General features: G+C 67.8%; 11 protein-coding genes. 6 read left to right on the top strand and 5 right to left on the bottom strand.

What is annotated here, in order from left to right; genetic code table 11:
• Positions 1-41: 41 nt before the first annotated feature.
• Entirely contained in the window at positions 42-1181 is a 1140-nt protein-coding gene (locus CCR98_RS17455; RefSeq protein ID WP_087923584.1) for a porin, read from the bottom strand.
• Positions 1182-1457: 276 nt separating this feature from the next.
• Here CCR98_RS17455 and CCR98_RS17450 point away from each other — a divergent pair, with 276 nt between their 5' ends.
• Genes CCR98_RS17450 through CCR98_RS17435 form a run of 4 tightly spaced genes read left to right on the top strand, consistent with a single transcriptional unit; the run spans position 1458 to position 5262 of the window.
• The gene (locus CCR98_RS17450; RefSeq protein WP_087923583.1) at positions 1458-2147 is read left to right on the top strand and encodes a response regulator transcription factor; all 690 of its coding nucleotides are present in this window, start codon (positions 1458-1460) and stop codon (positions 2145-2147) included.
• Positions 2140-3531: a sensor histidine kinase gene (locus tag CCR98_RS17445; RefSeq protein ID WP_087924223.1), complete on the top strand. Its 1392-nt coding sequence runs from the start codon at positions 2140-2142 to the stop codon at positions 3529-3531. Before CCR98_RS17450 ends, CCR98_RS17445 begins: the two co-directional genes overlap by 8 nt.
• A complete protein-coding gene (locus CCR98_RS17440; RefSeq protein ID WP_087923582.1) occupies positions 3528-4583 on the top strand; it encodes an ABC transporter substrate-binding protein in 1056 nt (351 codons plus the stop codon). Before CCR98_RS17445 ends, CCR98_RS17440 begins: the two co-directional genes overlap by 4 nt.
• A 28-nt stretch (positions 4584-4611) precedes the next feature.
• Positions 4612-5262, top strand: a complete 651-nt coding sequence (locus CCR98_RS17435) for a response regulator transcription factor (RefSeq protein ID WP_005414428.1) — start codon at positions 4612-4614, stop codon at positions 5260-5262.
• Positions 5263-5720: 458 nt separating this feature from the next.
• Here CCR98_RS17435 and CCR98_RS17430 read toward each other — a convergent pair whose 3' ends face one another.
• Both CCR98_RS17430 and CCR98_RS17425 read right to left on the bottom strand, forming a co-directional pair.
• On the bottom strand, positions 5721-8363 hold the full coding sequence (locus CCR98_RS17430) for a PAS-domain containing protein (RefSeq protein ID WP_087923581.1): 2643 nt from the start codon (positions 8361-8363) through the stop codon (positions 5721-5723).
• Between the two features lie 66 nt (positions 8364-8429).
• Positions 8430-9599 carry a porin gene (locus tag CCR98_RS17425; RefSeq protein WP_087923580.1) on the bottom strand — a complete coding sequence of 390 codons (1170 nt, stop codon included), beginning with the start codon at positions 9597-9599 and terminating at the stop codon, positions 8430-8432.
• A gap of 332 nt (positions 9600-9931) precedes the next feature.
• Between CCR98_RS17425 and CCR98_RS17420 the strand changes: the two genes are divergently transcribed.
• Both CCR98_RS17420 and CCR98_RS17415 read left to right on the top strand, forming a co-directional pair.
• Complete coding sequence (locus CCR98_RS17420) at positions 9932-11275, top strand: dicarboxylate/amino acid:cation symporter (protein WP_087923579.1); 1344 nt, start codon at positions 9932-9934, stop codon at positions 11273-11275.
• A 230-nt stretch (positions 11276-11505) separates the two neighbouring features.
• Positions 11506-13797 (top strand): NADP-dependent malic enzyme, encoded by a 2292-nt coding sequence (locus CCR98_RS17415; RefSeq protein WP_087923578.1) that lies wholly within the window; start codon positions 11506-11508, stop codon positions 13795-13797.
• A gap of 449 nt (positions 13798-14246) precedes the next feature.
• On the opposite strand, the gene CCR98_RS17410 is transcribed toward CCR98_RS17415, so the two are convergent.
• Entirely contained in the window at positions 14247-14990 is a 744-nt protein-coding gene (locus tag CCR98_RS17410; protein WP_014038425.1) for a basic secretory protein-like protein, read from the bottom strand.
• Positions 14987-18331, bottom strand: a complete 3345-nt coding sequence (locus CCR98_RS17405) for a GH92 family glycosyl hydrolase (protein ID WP_087923577.1) — start codon at positions 18329-18331, stop codon at positions 14987-14989. Before CCR98_RS17405 ends, CCR98_RS17410 begins: the two co-directional genes overlap by 4 nt.
• Positions 18332-18680: the final 349 nt, after the last annotated feature.

Raw genomic sequence — 18680 nt, 5'->3', positions numbered from 1 at the left:
GGAGTGGAAGGGGCCCGGGCGGCGTGCCCGGGATGCCGGGCTTAGAAGTCGTACTGCAGGCGGCCGGTGACCGCGCGCGTGCGGTCCACCGTGACTCCGGCCAGGCGGTCGCGGTTGCGGCTTTCGATCACGTTGAGCATGAAGCGCAGGTTGTCGCGCAGGTACCAGTTGCCGCCCAGCGTCCACGCTTCGGTGCTGCCACGGCGCAGGTCGGGTGCACCGTCGAGGTGCTGCGCGCCCCACATCTGGTCGTAGCGCAGCGCCACTTCGAAGGCACCGGCCTTGTGGCGGATGTCCTTGATCCGCGCGAAGCGGCCGGTCTTGCGGTCGTAGGCGCGGCTTTCGCCGGTGACGAACCAGCTGAGCATGCCGTAGGCCGCCATCACGTCGCCACGCTGGGCGCCGTCATCGAAGGTGGCGCCACTGAATTCGCCCTGCCACGACAGCGGGCCGCGCACCTGCGCATATTCCAGCGACCACTTGTTGACGTCGGTATCGCGGCCAGCGGAGAAGTCGACCAGGGTCAGGCGGCTCTCGTCGGACAGGTGGCCGGCCGGGCGCGGGCGGATCTTCAGGCCCGGAACGCCATTCGCGCCCGGGTTGTCATAGGCCTCGCGGGCCAGCGACAGGCCCAGGTGCAGCACGTCGCCGTCGCTGGGTGAAGGTGCCCAGGTGACGCGGCCACCCGCGGCGCGGCCCTTCACCTGCCAGGCGTCGATGCTCTCCAGGCTGTAGATGCTGGCGGCCCAGGTGAAGTCCCCCGGGTTGGCCTGCCACGACGCACCCAGGCGGTACAGCGGCGCCAGCGTGGTGCCGGCGTTGCCGCGCTCCAGGAAGCTGCCGTAGTTGGAACTGGTGCGGTCATCCAGCGAGAAGTACTGCTTGAACTGGCCGACGGTCAGCTTGCCGGCCTTGCCGAAGCTGCGTGCCAGGTACACGTCCTTGGCCTCGACGCGGTCGCCGGAGAAGTCGGTTTCCAGCTTGTAGTCGACCACGAAGAACTTGCCGGACACATCGACCCAGGCACGGCGGATCTCGGTGTCGTCCTTGTTCGGCGTGCCGCGGTTGTCGTTGTCGAAGGTGGCGAAGTCCAGGTGCAGGCGGCCACCGAGGGTGGCAGTGACCGGACGGTCGTCTTCGGCGGCGAAGGCCGGCGCCGACAGGGCAGCCAGCGCCATCATGGCGGCAGGACGCCGCCAGGCAAACGTGAATTCCACAAACCCTCCCAGGTGCACGCCAGGCGCGCGGCAATCGTGGGCACCGGACGGTGCGCGGCCGCAGTCTGGGTCGGGCAAGCTGTCATCGTCCTGTCAACGGATTGTGCGGTGCAGCGTAAAAGACCGCCGGCCACGGCCCGGCGCTACCCAGGCGGTGTATCCCGGTAGCGCCGGTCCATGACCGGCGGGCGGCCCCGGCGTCATGCGGTAGCATTCGTTTCCCCTCCCACCCATGTGCCCATGCGCCTGCTGCTGGTCGAAGACAACCCGGATCTGGCCGATGCGATCATCCGCCGGATGCGCCGCAGCGGGCACGCCGTGGACTGGCAGGCCGACGGCCTGGCCGCCGCCAGCGTGCTGCGCTACCAGAGCTTCGACCTGGTGGTGCTGGATATCGGCCTGCCCAAGCTCGATGGCCTGCGTGTGCTGGCCGGCATGCGCGAGCGCGGCGACAGCACGCCGGTGCTGATGCTGACCGCGCGCGATGGCATCGAAGATCGCGTGCAGGCGCTGGACGTCGGCGCCGACGACTACCTGGGCAAGCCGTTCGATTTCCGGGAGTTCGAAGCGCGCTGCCGCGTGCTGCTGCGGCGTGCGCGCGGCCAGGCCAGCGAAGTGGTGCAGATCGGCGGCTTCCAGTTCGACAATGCTGCACACCGGGTCAGCCTCGACGGGGAGCCGATCGAACTGCCCAACCGCGAATACCGCCTGCTGGAGATCCTGGTCGGCCGCCTTGGCCAGGTGGTCGGAAAGGACGAGATCGGCAACGGCCTGTTCGGCTTCGATGACGAAGCGGGCCCGAATGCCATCGAGCTGTATGTCGGCCGCCTGAGAAAGAAGCTGGCCGCCGCGCCGCTGCGCATCACCACGGTGCGTGGCGTGGGCTATCTGCTGGAAGCCAGTGATGGCAGCACCGACGCCGATGGCTGACGCCCGCGTTGCGAACGCCGCACCGGGCTCGCTGCGGCGCACGCTGCTGCTCTACCTCGGCGTGCTGCTGGCGGTGTTCGCGGTGGCCCTGCTGTTCGCCGCGCGCGATTACGGCCAGCGCGCCGCAAACCGATCCTACGATCACCTGCTGGTGTCCTCGGCGCTGTCCATTGCCGATTCGGTGGCCCTGGTCGATGGCCAGTGGCAGGTCGATCTGCCGTATGCGGCGCTGGACCTGCTGGCGATGGCGCCGGAAGACCGCGTGTTCTACCGGGTGGCCGACAGCCGCGGCACGCTGATCACCGGCTACGGTGACCTGCCGGCACCGCCGCGCAGGCCCGGCACGCAACCGCAGCTGTTCGATGCCCCCTACAGCGGCGAGACCGTGCGCTTCGTGGTGGTCGGCCGCAGCTTCGCCGCTGCCTCGGCGCAGGGCGAGGTGCAGGTGCAGGTCGGCCAGACCCGGCGTGCGCGGGAAGCCGTCGCGCAGGACATGGTCAATCGCGCACTGCTGGCGATCGGTGTGTTGTCTGGCCTGCTGCTGGCGCTGGTGGCCTTCGGCGTGCATCGCGCATTCCGGCCGCTGGTTCGGGTGGAGCGCGAGCTGTCGCGACGGGAACCGTCCGACCTGAAGCCGCTCGATGCCCGCGTGCCGCGTGAGATGGATCAGATGGTGGCCGCGTTGAACCGCTTCATGGATCGCCTGTCCAGCAGCAACGAGACGCTGCGCGCGTTCATGGCCGAGGCCGCACACCAGATGCGCACGCCGTTGGCGGCATTGCGTGCGCAGGCACAGCTGGCGCTGGACGACGACGATCCGGAGGACATGCGGCGCAGCCTGCAGGCGATCGAGCGCAACGCCACCCACATGAGCCGGCTGCTCAACCAGCTGCTCAGCGATGCCAGCGTGATCCATCGTTCGCACCTGCAGCGCTTTGCTGCAGTGGATCTGGCCGAGACCGTGCACCAGGCCCTGCATGAAGCGCTGCCGCAGGCTGGCCCTGCGCCGCGCGTGCAGTTGGCGATGACCGCTGAGCCTGTACAGGTGCATGGCGATGCGCTGCTGCTGCGCGAGGCGATCAAGAACCTGGTCGACAACGCATTGAAGTACGGCGGCGACGGCCCGTTGCAGATCGCCCTGACCGTGGAAAGCGAGCAGGCCGTGCTGACCATCGCCGACCATGGCGCAGGCATCGCGGCCGCCGATGCCGAGCGCGTGTTCGAACGCTTCGCCCGTGGCGAAGGCGCACCCTCCGGCGGTGCCGGGCTCGGCCTGGCCATCGTCAAGCGCGTGGTCGACAGCCATGGCGGCCGCATCGACCTCAGCAACCGCCCGCAGGGCGGGCTGATCGCCACCATCCGCCTGCCCCGGAGCAGTTCATGATCCGCCTGTTCGCCACGGCCGTTGCCCTGCTGCTGGCCCTGCCGGTGCTGGCCGCGCCGGGCGATGTGCGCCGTTTTCCCGCGCAGGGAGCCGCGACCGCGCAGCTGCGCATCCACGGCACCACCGACATCGAAGTGTTCGCGGTGGTCATCGCCGACTACCAGCGCCTGCACCCGGGCACCGAGGTGGTGTACGAGGACATCATCACCCAGGACCTGTACGCGCGATACCTGCATGACCGTGTCGGACCGGCATCGCCGGACCTGCTGATCTCCAGCGGCATGGACCTGCAGACCAAGCTGGTCAACGATGGCCATGCGCTGCCACATCGCTCGGCGCAGACCGCTGCGCTGCCGGCCTGGGCACAGTGGCGCAACGAGGCGTTCGGCATCAGCTATGAGCCGGTGGTGATGGTCTACAACACCCGTGTACTGCCGTCGGCGAAGGTGCCGCACACGCGCCGCCAGCTGCTGGAACGGCTGCGCGCCGAGGGCGCACCGCTGCGCGGAAAGGTCGGCACCTATGACATCGAGCGCAGCAGTGTCGGCTACCTGCTGGCAACCCAGGATGCGCAGCGTGGCAGCATCGCCGGCGCGTTGCTGGGTGCGCTCGGCGACAACGACGTGGTCCGCGAGGAGCGCACCGGCGTACTGCTGGACAAGGTGGCCAGCGGCCAGCTGTCGCTGGTCTACAACGTGCTCGGCTCCTATGCGCAGGCACGCGTCGATGCCGGCGCGCCGCTGGCCATCGTCGAGCCCGAGGACTACACGCTGGTGGTGCTGCGGACTGCGGTGATTCCGCGTACCGGCCCACACCCGGAAGAAGCCCGGCGCTTCCTCGATTACCTGCTGTCGCCACGCGGCCAGCAGGTGCTGTCACGCGAGGCACGGCTGATGCCGATCGTGACCGGCAACGCACGTGGCGACGATGCGCCCGGCCGCAGCCGCCGTCCGATCCAGCTCGGCCCGGGCCTGCTGGTGTACCTGGATGCGCTCAAGCGCCGCCAGTTCCTCGATGCCTGGCGCAGCAGCGTGGAGCCGGCGGGGCGCTGACGCGGCGGCCTGCCCGTACAATGGTGGCATGAGCGAATACACCATCCTGATCGCCGATGACCACCCGCTGCTGCGTTCGGCGGTGGTGCAGTCATTGCGGCAGAGCCTGCCGCTGGCGCAGGTGCGCGAGGTCGCCAGCGCCGAGGCATTGGCCGAAGCACTCGACGCGCACCCGGACGTGGACCTGGTGCTGCTGGACCTGACCATGCCCGGCGCACACGGTTTTTCCGCGCTGCTGCACGTGCGCGGCTCGCATCCGGACATCCCGGTGGTGATCCTCTCGTCCAACGATCATCCGCGGGTGATCCGCCGTGCCCAGCAGTTCGGTGCGGCCGGTTTCATTCCGAAGTCGGCCCCGGCCGAGACCATCGGCGAGGCGGTGCAGGCGGTACTTGATGGTGGCCTGTGGTTCCCGGCGATGGCCGCCGAACGCTCGGAGGCCGACGCACTGCTGGCCAGCCGCCTGGCGCAGCTGACCCCGCAGCAGTTCCGCGTGCTGCTGTGCCTGGCCGATGGCCTGCTCAACAAGCAGATCGCCTACACGCTGGGGCTGGCCGAGAACACGGTGAAGGTGCACGTCACCGCGATCCTGAAGAAGCTCGAGTGCCATAGCCGAACGCAGGCAGCGGTGCTGGTGAAGGCGCTGGAGCCGGAAGGCGACGCGGGCATCGGGTTGTAGTTTCCAGCCAACGGCGCAGCCCCTCGTGGGTGGACACGTAGAGCAGTTCATGGGTGAGGCCGGGCAGGTTCCGTGCGCATCCATCCACGGAAGAGAAAAGAAGATCAAAAGCAAAGGCAGCCTGGCAGGCCGCCTTTTGTAGAGCCGAGCCCACGCTCGGCTGCTTTGCGGTCAGTCCGCGATGCCGAGCATGGGCTCGGCTCTACACGAGCAAGCGCAGCGCGCGACCGGCTTTTGTTCTTCTTTTTCTTCTCCGTGGGTGGCAGGCCACCGAAATCTGTCAGAGGTCGGTCGGGTTGGGTTCGCGGGGGTGTCAGCCGCATGGATGCGGCTGCCAAGCCTCCAAGGACGGATTCACGGCGTCCCCCGCGAACCCATCCCGACCGGCCCACCCACGGCTTCTGCTTTCCACGACAAACCAGGCACCACCCACGAGGGGCTGCGCCGTTGGCTGGAAACTACCCGCGATGCCGGATCAACAGCTGACTCATCAGCGCCCGCAGCGCCGGCGGCTTCACCGGCTTGGCCATCATTCCCCAGCCACGCTCGGCGGCTATCTCACGCAATCCCGCATCGCGCTCGGCAGTGACCAGCACCACCGGCGGGCGGGCCTGCCACAGTTCGGCCAATGTCTCGTACAGCACCGGGCCGTGGTGGTCACCCATGCGCACATCCAGCAGCACCAGCTCCGGTACCGCGCCTGTTGCTGCCAGCTGCAGCGCCGCCTGCGGGCCATCGGCCAGAAGCACCTCGCAGCCCCAGCGCTCCAGCAGCGCGCGGCTGGCGGCGCACACGTGCGGGTCGTCGTCGATCACCCACACCCGGCGCCCGCGCAGCGGATTGTCTGCAGCAGGCTCCTGCACCAGCACCGGTGGTGGTGCCGTGGCGGGAATCGCGCTGGCCTCGCCGAACGGCACGCCCACGGCGAACACGCTGCCCTGGCCCAGCTGCGAGCGCAGCCGGATCGGATGTCCGAGCAGGCGGCCGATGCGGTCGACGATGGCCAGGCCAAGGCCGGCACCGCGCTGCTGGCCGTCGTGCAGGCGGCGGAACTCCTCGAAGATCTCGCACTGCAACGCGTCGGGAATGCCGGGCCCCTGATCGTGCACTTCGATCCACAGCAGGCCTTCGCGGCGACGGCAGCCGAGCAGCACACGGCCGCGTTCGCTGTAGCGCAGTGCGTTGGAAAGGAAATTCTGCAGGATGCGCCGCAGCAGCGCTTCATCGCTGACCACCACAGCATTGGTATCAACCCAGTCGACCACCAGGCCGCGTGACTGCGCGGCGATACCGAACTCGCGCGCCAGCGTCTGCAGCAGCGGGCCCAGCCGGAACGCCTGCACGCGGGTGGGAAGGCTGCCCGATTCCAGCCGCGCAATGTCAAGCAGGCTGTTGAGAATCGCATCCTGCGCGGCCAATGCAGCGTCGATGTGATCGCTGGTCTGCTGCTGCGCCGGGTCGCTCAGCTTGCCGCGCAGCACCGAGACGAACATGCGCGCCGCATTGAGCGGTTGCAGCAGGTCGTGCACGGCCGAGGCCACGAAGCGGGTCTTGTAGCGGTTGGCCTGTTCGGCTTCGCGGCGTGCTTCGTCCAGATCGTGGGTACGCTCGGCGATGCGGTGCTCCAGCGCATCGGCCAGCGAGCGCAGTTCGCGCGCAGCGTTCTTGTAGCTGGTGATGTCGGCGTAGCTGGTGACGAAGCCGCCATCGGGCAGGGGATTGCCACGGATCTCGAGCACCGTGCCGTCGTCCTTCTCGCTCTCGCGCATGTGCGGGCGGCCGCTGCGCAGGTGGTTCAGGCGGCGCTCGATGGCCTCGTCCACCGGGCCGGGACCGAGCAGGCCACGGCGTGCATTGAAGCGGAACAGGTCTTCGATCGGCCGGCCCACGCGCACCAGGTCCAGCGGGAAGCGGAACAATTCCAGATAGCGCGAATTCCACGCGACCAGGCGCAGGTCCCGGTCGATCACCACCACGCCCTGGGGCAGGTGTTCGAGGCTGCGGCTGAGGCCGCTGTCGGCATCGGTGGCGGCCTGCAGCAGGCCATCCTGCGCGGTGCGCAGTTCCTGTGCGTGCTGCTTGAGCAGGGTTTCCAGTTCGCGGCGGCTGCGCAGGCGATGCTTGGCCAGGCGCCGGCGCTGCTGCACGAACAGCACCAGGAAGCCCAACGCCAGCCATGCGGCGCCACCGGTGAGTGCCGCAGCACGGCCGGCAGCGGTGGCGGCACTGGCGTCGTGCAGCAGGTGCAGGTTCCAGCCTTCGGCGGGCAGCGGCAGGCTTTGCCACAGCATTGGCTGCGGCAGCGCAGGGTCCAGCAGGCGCACCATGCGGCCGCCGTCGGCCAGCACATCCTGGGTCCGTGCGCGCAGCGGCTGCAATGCGCGGTCGGCGTACTGGCGGGCGTCCAGCATCTCGCGGCGCTCATCGGCGCCCAGCGGGCGCAGCAGCCGGTAGCGCCAGCTGTCACGGTTGGCCAGGAACACCACGTCGTGGTCGTCGCTGGCCAGCACCACATCCGGGCTGCTCAACCATTCCTGTTCCAGCGCGGACAGCTCGACCTTGATCACCACCACGCCCAGCCGCTTGCCGTCTTCCTCGATCGCCTGGGAGAGGTAGTAACCGGGAACGCCGGTGGTCATGCCGATGCCATAGAAGCGGCCACGGCCCTGCGCCAGTGCCTGGCGGTAGTAGGGGCGGTAGCTGTAGTTCTCGCCGACATTGGTGGTCGGCTGGTCCCAGTTGCTGGCCGCCACCGCCACGCCGTCGTGGCCGACCAGGGTCAGGGTCGAAGCACGGGTGACTTCGTTGGCACGTTGCAGCTTGAGGTTCAGCCGCTGCCGTTCAGTGGGCGAGGGCGGCACGCGCAGCGCGTGCAGCAGATCCGGATCCAGCGCCAGCACCTGCGGCAAGGTGCCGAAGCGGTCGATGCGCTGCTGCAGGCCCTGGCCATGCAGCTGCAGCTGTCGCTGCACCTGGCTGCTTTCGTCGCCGAGCGCGCGCCGCCAGGCGTAGTGACCAGCGGCGACCGCGCACAGCACGGTGCCACCGACCATCACCAGGATCGTCAGCAACAGCATCCGGTGGCGGCTGAGCCAGTACATGGCGGCAGTCTACGCAGGGCCGGCGGGCGTGGCGTGCACGCCCGCCGGGGTCTGACGTGGAAGGGGTCAGAAGTGCATCTGCGCGCGCAGTTCGAAGATCTCCGGCGTGCTGTGCACGCCACGACGGCTGGCATCGACCTTCACGTAGTTGGCCTGGAACTTGAAGTGGCTGGTCAGGTACCAGTTCGCACCCAGGGTGAGGTCGTGCTGGCGGCCACCGAGGATGTCGCCGTCATCGAGATCCAGGCGGCTGTAGCGCGCCACCAGTTCGACCGCACCGTAGTTGTGCGCCGGCTTGATGTTGGCCACCGCGCCGGCGTTGTACGGGCGCGACTCACCGGTCAGCACCCAGCTGGCCATCGCGTACTGGCCGCTGCCGGTGTAGTCGGGCTTGCCGTCATGGCGGGTGACCGTGGCGCGCAGGGCTTCGGCCTGCAGCGAGAACGGGCCGCGGATCCAGATGCCTTCCAGGCCGGTGCGGCGGATCTGGTCGGCGGTAACCAGCGCACCGGAATCGACGTAGCGGATGTCGGTCAGGCCGGCTTCCGGGCGCGCGCGCAGGCGGGCGCTGGCTTCGTGGTGCACGTCGCGGCCATCGCTGTAGCCACGCGGATTCTCCTGCGAGTAGGCCAGGCCCAGGTGGATCACATCACCCGGTGCCTTCACCGGCGTCCACACCGCACGCACGGCCTGGGTGGTGCCGGGGTTGTCGCCCTGCAGGTCCTTGCCGCCATAGGCGCCGGCCTGCAGCAGGTACTGCGGGCGCTCCAGCACCCATTCCACGCCGGTACGGCGGCCGGCGTAGAAGGCCTGCACGGGCAGCGCGGTTTCCAGGAACGTGCCGGCGCGCGAGGATGTGTTCGCGTCCAGGCCGACCGGAGTCTTCATGTAGCCGAAGCGGAAGCGGCCGACGTCACGGCCGAAGAAGGCCTTGCTCTCGAAGCGCACGAACACGTCCAGCCAGGTATCGGACTGGAAGTCGTAGTAGACCATCGCATCGTAGACGCCCTTCTTTTTCAGCGTCGCGCCGAATTCCTTGCGGCGCACGGCATCGTCGTCCTCGAGGCCACTGGCCGAGGAGAAGTCGTTGTAGTCGTAGGCGATGTTGGCGGTGGCCGCCAGCTCGGTGCCATCACCGAAGGTGTACTTGGTCGGCCAGTTGTCGAAATCGGCAGCCGAGGCGAAGGCGGGAAGGGCGGCCAGCGACAGGGCCAGCAAGGTGGGATTCGGGCGCATGTTGGGTGCGGCTCTCTCAGATTGCGTGTGGACAGGACATCAACGGCCGCGAGGGCCGGAACTTTCGCAAAGACTCACCCAGCCGTTCAGCTCGGGCCACCGGCCTCCCCGTGATCGGGCGGTGCGGCGCCAGTGTAGGCATCGCGGCCACCTGAACCGGGGGGCTAGTACCAATAGGTTATCTGCGCCGGCGTGCCTGCCGCGTACAAAGGCGTCCATTGGTCGCACCCCCTGCGCGTGCAGCACAGGGCCTGCGATCAGTTTCCACGGTAACGGTTCCCGTGCAGTCCCGGGGCCGTACGTGCCTGAAAACGCCCCTTCCGGAGTCCGCCATGCACATCCCGACCGCAGCACCGGTGCCTGCAAAGCCGTTGCCGATCTATCGCCAGCTGTACTTCCAGGTGATCGTGGCGATCGTCCTGGGCGCCATCCTCGGCCACTACGAACCGCTGGTCGGCGAGAAGATGAAGCCGCTCGGCGATGCCTTCATCAACCTGGTGAAGATGATCATCGCGCCGGTGATCTTCCTGACCATCGTCACCGGCATCGCGGGAATGACCCACCTGCGCACCGTGGGCCGTGTGTTCATCAAGGCGATGGTGTATTTCCTGTTCTTCTCCACGCTGGCGCTGGTCGTCGGCATGATCGTGGCGCACGTGGTGCAGCCCGGCGCGGGCATGAACATCAATCCGCTCGACCTGGACCAGACCGACGTCAACAACTACGTCAAGAAATCGCATGACCTGACCCTGGTCGGCTTCCTGATGGACATCATCCCGAAGACGCTGCTCAGCGCCTTCGTCGATGGCAACATCCTGCAGGTGCTGTTCGTGGCCGTGCTGTTCGGCATCGCGCTGGCATCGGTGGGCGAGAAGGGCAAGCCGATCGTGAATTTCCTGGAGGCGCTGGTCGCCCCGGTGTTCAAGCTGGTGCACATCCTGATGAAGGCCGCCCCGATCGGCGCCTTCGGTGCGATCGCCTTCACCATTGGCAAGTACGGCGTCGGTTCGCTGATCAACCTGGCCTGGCTGGTGGGCTCGTTCTACCTCACCGCCTTCCTGTTCGTGGCGGTGATCCTCGGCCTGGTCTGTCGCCTGTGTGGCTTCTCGGTGTTCAAGCTGGCGCGCTACCTGAAGGCCGAACTGCTGCTGGTGCTTGGCACCTCTTCGTCGGAGTCGGCGCTGCCGTCGCTGATGGAGAAGATGGAACGTGCCGGTTGCAGCAAGTCGGTGGTGGGCCTGGTGGTCCCGACCGGCTACTCGTTCAACCTGGACGGCACCAACATCTACATGACCCTGGCCGCGCTGTTCATTGCCCAGGCCACCAATACCGAACTGACCCTGGGCCACCAGATCGCCCTGCTGCTGGTCGCCATGCTCAGCTCCAAGGGCGCGGCCGGCGTCACCGGTGCCGGCTTCATCACCCTGGCCGCCACACTGGCCGTGGTGCCGGAAGTGCCGGTGGCCGGCATGGCGCTGATCCTGGGCGTGGACCGTTTCATGAGCGAGTGCCGCTCGCTGACCAACTTCATCGGCAATGCGGTGGCCACCGTGGTGGTCTCGCGCTGGGAAGGCGCGCTGGACCGCAACCGCCTGACACTGGCGCTGGATGGCCGCGAAAGCGAACTGCCGCCGCCGGTCGATGCGCTGCCCGAGGCACTGCCGGCCAAGGGCTGATCCAGGTGTGTGGTACCGCGGGGCCGGTCACGACAGTGGTACGGCCCCGCGGCGTTTCAGGGCGTCCCATGGCTGTCATGGGCAGCGCCGAAGCTGGTGTCGCGGTACCGTCGCATACGGCACGGAATTGTGCGGTCGCAGCATGCCTGCGACAGGATAGCGACAGGTCCAGACGCTCCAACGGGGGTATCATCCCCTGTCCCTTCTGCCCATTCATGTAACCCACATCGATGTCCAACGAAGATTTCAAACAGGCCGCCCTCGATTACCACCGGATGTCCCCGCCGGGAAAGATCAAGGTTTCCGCTACCAAGCCCATGCTGACCCAGCGCGACCTGTCGCTGGCGTATTCGCCGGGTGTGGCGTACGCCTGTGAAGCGATCAAGGCCGACCCGCAGCAGGCCAGCGAGCTGACCGCCCGCGGCAACCTGGTGGCGGTGATCTCCAACGGCACCGCGGTGCTGGGCCTGGGCAACATCGGTGCGCTGGCCGGCAAGCCGGTGATGGAAGGCAAGGGCGTGCTGTTCCAGAAGTTCGCCGGCATCGATGTGTTCGACATCGAAGTCGATGAGACCGACCCGGACAAGCTGGTCGACATCATCGCCTCGCTGGAGCCGACCTTCGGCGGCATCAACCTGGAAGACATCAAGGCACCGGAATGCTTCGTGGTCGAGCGCAAGCTGCGCGAGCGCATGAAGATCCCGGTGTTCCATGACGACCAGCACGGCACGGCGATCATCGTCGGCGCGGCGGTGCTCAACGCCATGGCGATCACCGGCAAGAAGATCGAGGAAGTGAAGCTGGCGACCACGGGCATGGGCGCGGCCGGCATTTCCTGCGTGAACATGCTGGTGCAACTGGGCCTGAAGCCGGAGAACATCCTGGCCTTCGACCGCGAAGGCGTGATCCACACCGGCCGTACCGACCTGGACCCGGAAAAGCAGCGCTATGCGCGCGACACCGACAAGCGCACCCTGGCCGAGATCGTCGACGGCGCGGATATCTTCCTGGGCCTGTCGGCGCCGGGCATCCTGACTGCCGACATGGTCAAGACCATGGCGCCGGATCCGGTGATCTTCGCGCTGGCCAACCCGACCCCGGAAATCATGCCGGAACTGGCGCGCGCCGCGCGTCCGGACGCGATCATCGGCACCGGCCGTTCGGACTACCCGAACCAGGTCAACAACGTGCTGTGCTTCCCGTACCTGTTCCGTGGTGCGCTGGACGTGGGCGCCACCGCGATCAACGAGGAAATGAAGATCGCCTGCGTGCGTGCCATCGCTGCACTGGCCCGCCGCGCCGCCACCGACATGGGCTCGGCCTACGGCGGCGACACCCCGAGCTTCGGCCGTGAATACCTGATCCCGCGTCCGTTCGACCGCCGCCTGCTGGTGGAGCTGTCGGCCGCCGTGGCCCAGGCCGCGATGGACTCGGGCGTGGCCTCGCGCCCGATCGAGGACATGGGCGCCTACCGCGACAAGCTGGCCCAGTTCGTCTACCGCACCAGCCTGATGATGAAGCCGGTCTACGACCGCGCGCGCAGCGACAAGCAGCGTGTGGTGTACGCCGAAGGCGAAGAGGAAGTGGTGCTGCAGGCGGTGCAGAACGTGGTCGATGACGGCCTGGCGCACCCGATCCTGATCGGCCGCCCGGAAGTGATCGAGTCGCGCATCGAGCGCCTCGGCCTGCGCCTGAAGATCGGCGAGAACGTTGAAGTCACTAACATCAACGACGATCCGCGCTTCAACGAATACTGGCAGTACTACCACGGCCTGACCGGCCGTCGTGGCGTGACCGTGGCCGCGGCGAAGAACCTGATGCGTTCGCGCCCGACCCTGATCGCCGCAGTGATGGTGGCGCGTGGCGAAGCCGATGCGATGCTGACCGGCATCGTCGGCCGCTTCCACAAGAAGCTGGGCTACGTGCGCAGCGTGCTGCCGCTGGAACCGAAGGTCACCTCGACCTCGGCGATGACCGGCGTGATCAACCAGCAGGGCGTGTTCTTCTTCGTCGATACCCACGTGCAGGAAGACCCGACCGCCGAGCAGCTGTGCGAAGCGACCCTGCAGGCGGCCTACCGCATGAAGCTGTTCGGCATCGAGCCGAAGGTCGCGCTGCTGTCGCACTCCAACTTCGGCAGCCATGATTCGAAGGACGCGCTGAAGATGCGCCAGGTGCGCGAGCTGCTGCTCAAGCGCAACCCGCGTCTGAACGTGGATGGCGAAATGCAGGGTGACACCGCGTGGGATGAAGCGCTGCGCCAGAAGCTGCTGCCGGGCTCGACCCTGCAGGGCCGCGCCAACCTGTTCGTGCTGCCGAACCTGGAAGCGGCCAACATCGCCTACAACCTGGTGCGCGTGTTCACCGACGGCGTGGCGATCGGTCCGATCCTGATGGGCGTGAACAAGCCGGTGCACATCCTGACCACCAGCGCGACCTCGCGCCGGATCCTGAACATGACCGCGATCGCCGCGGTCGATGCGCAGATCAGGAAGCAGCTGGAAGCGGAAAAGAAGGCGTAAACCTTCTTTCCCACTTCCGCTGCCCACGCATTCTTCCTCTACCCCCGCCTTCGGCGCGCCCCTTCAACAAGAAGGGGCTCCTGGCCGGAAGAATGATGGCGCTGGCGCGGTTGGATGTCGGCGCAAATGAAAACACCGGGCACTGCCCGGTGTTTTCATTTGTCGCAACGGCCGCCGAACCTGCCACACGCGCTACGCAGCCCGGTCATGTGCCTGCAACGCCATTGCGGCCCAATACGCCCACGCGGCCCGGCCGTGGGAAGGGACCGGACCGGCCTTCCCACCCTGGGCCCGACCACCTCCCCATCGGCGAAAGTGTCATGCGCAATCGAGTGACCCGGCGGTATTTCCAGCAGCTGTTCGCGCTGTACGCAGGTTTCGTGCAGTCGCGCTGACGCAGCGATGCGGTAGCGCCGGGCAATACCCGGCGAACGTGCAATGCGTGGGTGTCAGTGCCGCTTGCCGCGGCGTGCCGGGGCCGGCGGCGGTGCGTCGGAACGCGGCTTGGCGTACTGCGCCCACAGCGCCGGCAGTGCCTTGCCGGTGTGCTTCTGCCACAGCGCCGGTGCATAGCGGCCATCGCGCAGGGCCTTGTCCAGAGCCAGCACCAGGCCTGGGTGTTCGGCGTCGGCCCATTTCAGGAACGCGCCGGTGACCCGGTAGCCGCTGTCGAAGTTCTGGCCCTTCTCGACCTTGCCCGGCAGTGCCCAACCGGCCGCGGCATTGTCCATGCCGTAGCGGTCGCGTGCGTAGTCGGCGATGCCTTCCACCAGCCATCCCGGCACCCGTGCGTCGCCATAGCCCGGATAGCCCTGCACGATGTGCATGGCCTCATGGGTGACCAGGTCGATGTCATTCGGGTGCTGCGCCAGCCAACCCGGGTTGATGGTGATCGTCGCCGCCTGGTCCTTGTCACCGACGAAGGCGATCCCGGTGTAGGCCGGATCGATCACGATGCGCACCATCGACGGCGCGGCCGGGTGGAAGTCCGCACGTTCGCGCAGGTAGGCGAAGTAGAACGTATCGATCACCCGCTTGCGCTGCGGCGCGGCCAGGGCGCCACGGGCGTCCTGGTAGTTCAGCGTCACGCCGTCGCGGGTCAGCTGCGCATCAAAGGCTTGGGTCTGGCCGAAGCTGGAGAAGGAAAGGGCAACAAGGGCCAGAGGCAACAGACGGTAGCGCATAGGGCTCATTGTACGGCGCTGGGCGCCAACAGTTCGATCTCCGCCAGCGGCAGCCGGCCCGGTGCGGCCAGGCGCAGCCGGTACTCGCTGTAACGACCGGGTTTGGCGATGCGGAAAGGACGGGTCTGGCGGGCGGATTCGAAAGCTTCGCCGCTGCGCTGGTCGAGTACGATCCAGCGGCCATTGCCGTTGCGTGCCTCCAACGACCATTCGCCTCCCTGGACGCGGCCATCACCGCTGGTCAGCGTGTACATCGTTGGGCTGCCTTCGGCCACGTCGGTCAGCGCGATGGTTGCGCCGCCGCCCAGGCCGACAGTGGTGGCCGCATCGTCATCGACCAGCGCGGGCAGGGCGCGGCCATCGGCCAGCGTCGCCTTCGCGCCGCTGCCGAGCAGGTCATGCAGCAGCTGCGGGCGCTGGCCGCGCGCGGTCAACGAACGCGGCACGTCATCCACACCGCTGCCCCAACGCGACGGCTGCGGCCCCATCACGAAGTCCAGCGTCGCACCCTTGGCAATCAGGTCGTGCGGAACCCAGGTCTTGGTCCATGGCGTGCCGTTGATCTTCAGCGACTGCACGTAGACGTTCTCGCGTGAGTTGTTGGCCGCGTTGACGGTCAGCACCGCGCCGCCCTGCAGTTCCACCCGTGCGTGCTGGAAGGCCGGCGAACCGATCACGTACTCCGGGGCGCCCATGCGCAGCGGGTACAGGCCCAGCGAGGCCAGCACGTACCACGCCGAGGTCTCGCCATTGTCCTCGTCGCCTGGATAACCCTGGCCGATCTCGCTGCCGACGTACAGCCGCGACAGGATCTCGCGCACGTGCTGCTGGGTCTTCCACGGCTGCCCGGCGTACAGGTACATCCACGGGATGTGGTGCGCCGGCTGGTTGCTGTGCGCGTACATGCCCATGCGCACGTCGCGCGCTTCGGTCATCTCGTGGATGGTGCTGCCGTAGGAGCCGGCCAGTGCCGGGTCCGCGGTTTCCGGCGTGGCGAAGAAGGCATCCAGCTTCGCCGCCAGCTTGCCGCGGCCACCGTACAGCGCGGCCAGGCCTTCGCCATCGTGGGCGGCGGTGAAGGCGAAGGTCCAGCCATTGGATTCGGTGTAGTCGTGGCCCCACACGCGCGGGTCGTAGTCCTTCGCATCCACGCGCCAGCGGCCATCGGCAGTGCGGCCCTGGAAGAATCCGGCGGCCGGATCGAACATCGTCGTGTAGCTGGCGGCGCGATAGCGGAAGTACTCGGCCTCGGTGCTGTAGCGCTCGCGTGCTGCCGGCGTGGTCGCGCGCTTGGCCAGCGCATCGGCCATGTTGGCGATGCCGAAATCATTGAGTGCGCCTTCCATCGTCCACGACATGCCTTCGTGCACGTCTGCGCTGGCGTAGCCACGGAAGGTTGAACGGTCCATGCCCTTGCGGCCGACATGGCGGTCGGGGGGGACCACGGTCGCGTTCTTCAGCGCGGCGGCATAGGCCTCGGCCGGATCGAAACCGCCGATGCCCTTCAGCCATGCATCGGCGAAGGCCACGTCCGAGCTGGTGCCGACCATCAGGTCGGCGTAACCCGGCGACGACCAGCGTGCGATCCAGCCACCGGCGCGGTACTGCTCGATGAAGCCCTGCACCATCTGCCCGGCATCGTCGGGCGTGAACAGTGCGTAGGCCGGCCAAGTGGTGCGGAAGGTGTCCCAGAAGCCGTTGTTGACGAACACCTTGCCATCGCGTACGCCGGTGAAGCTGCGGTTCGCGCTGCCCTCTGTGTTGTCATCGCTGGCGCTGGCCTGGTTGGCGTAGCGCCAGTCCGGCATCGCCGCGCTGCCGGCATTCTCGTGGCCGGAATTGGGATACAGGTACAGCCGGTACAGGCTGGAGTACAGCGTGGTCTTCTGGTCGTCGCTGGCATCGCCGATGTCGAAGCGGGCCAGGCGCGCGTCCCATGCATCCTGCGCGCGGCCGGCCACGCTCTCCAGCGTATCGGTGGCGGCGATCTCCAGTGCCAGGTTGTGCCGCGCCTGCTCGACTGAGATCAGCGAGGTGGCGATGCGCATCGTCACCCGCCGGTCGCTGCCGGCGTCGAACTTGATGTAGCCGGTCGGGCGACCGGTGTCGAGGCGGCCGTTGCTGCGCCAGGGCTTGTCGAAGCTGGCGACCACGTACATGCGGCTGGCGCCGTTGGACAGGCCGCTGCGCGTATCGGTGTAGCCGGACAGCGTCTGCGTGGCGGCGTCCAGGGTCAGGCCACCACGCGCATCGACGTTGTCGAACAGCAGGTTGGCGTCACCGCCTTCGGGGAAGTCGAAGCGGAACAACGCGGCATGGTCGGTCGGCGCGATTGCGGCAGCGATGCCGTTGTCGAAGCGCACGTCGTAGCGATACGGGCGTGCGCTTTCATGGCTGCGGTCGAACGACAGCGCGCGCTTGCGGCGGTCGGCCTCCGGCGCGCCACGGCTGGACGAGGGCATCACCTGGAAGGTCTGGCGGTCGCCCATCCACGGGCTGGGCTGGTGGCTCAGCGCAAGCGCCTGCAGCTGCGGGCGGTTCCGCGCATCGTTCTGCTCGTTCCAGCGGTACAGCCAGTTCAGGGCGCCGGCATCGGTGACCGGAGTCCAGAAGTTGAACCCGTGCGGCACCGCCGTGGCCGGGAAATTGTTGCCGCGCGAGAAGGTGCCGTTGGCCTGGGTGCCGCGGGTGGTCAGCACCCAGTCCGAGACGCGCTGCGGCTGCTGCCTTGGCACCGTGTCCAGGCGCACGTCATCGATCCAGCCGGAGACCGGCGCGCCCTCGGCGCTGGCCACCTCCAGCTCGATCGCCACCACGCGGCGCCCCTTCAGCGCCGGCACGTCGCCCAGCCGCACTGCCTTGCGCGCCCACTGCTGCGGGTACAGCGTCTTCGACTCGCCCTGCGCGCGTGCGCCGATCGCCACCCCATGCTGGTCGCGCGCCGCACCGGCCGAAACGCGGCTGCCATCGTCCAGCAGCAGGTCCAGCGATACATAGGTGGAGGCGACGGTGTCCTTGCCGACGATCTCCGGCAGCACCAGCCACGACAGCGTGGTATCGGCCTGGATGGGCAGGTCGGCCTTGAACAGTTCGCGCCGCGCGCTGCCGCCCTCGCTGCTGTAGCGCAGTGCATGCAGGCCGCTGTAGCCGGCGTTGCGCTTGGCGGTGTAGGGCGCGGCCGGCCCATTGCCGATCGTGACCCGCAGTCCACCCGCCGCCTGCGTCGGGGCAGGTTCGCCCGGTTCGAACGAGGTCTGCAGCCCCTGCGCCAGCACCGGCATCGCAGAGGTCGCACAGGCCAGGGCCAGGGAGAGCGGAAGCAGGGCGCGGTGCGGATCGGACAGGGTCATGCAAGGGTCTCCCGGAAGGGCTGGCGGCGGGCAGAACCCGCATCGGCGGACACCACGGACAGCATCGCTCCGCCCGCCGGGCTGGCAGTGGAAGAGGCGATGCCGGTCCGGTGGGGGCGGGCCATGCGATCGGGTTGGATTGGGCGGGTCGGAGTGCGACCTGGCCCGATCCTGCAACAGCCGCTGCGTGCTGGCAAGTGCCATTTAGTTCGATCCAAATGCGAGAAATATCGCTGGAGTCGATTCCGGCGAGCGAACCTGCCGGAACGACCGCGAAATCCCCGGCACTGCCGCCGCCAGGCGTCGGCGGGCGCGTGCAACGGCCCGTTATGGCGTAATGTCGGTGCGG

Origin of the sequence: Stenotrophomonas sp. WZN-1 (assembly GCF_002192255.1) — a bacterium.
Lineage (GTDB): Bacteria > Pseudomonadota > Gammaproteobacteria > Xanthomonadales > Xanthomonadaceae > Stenotrophomonas.
This window is presented reverse-complemented; position numbering and strand designations above follow the sequence as displayed.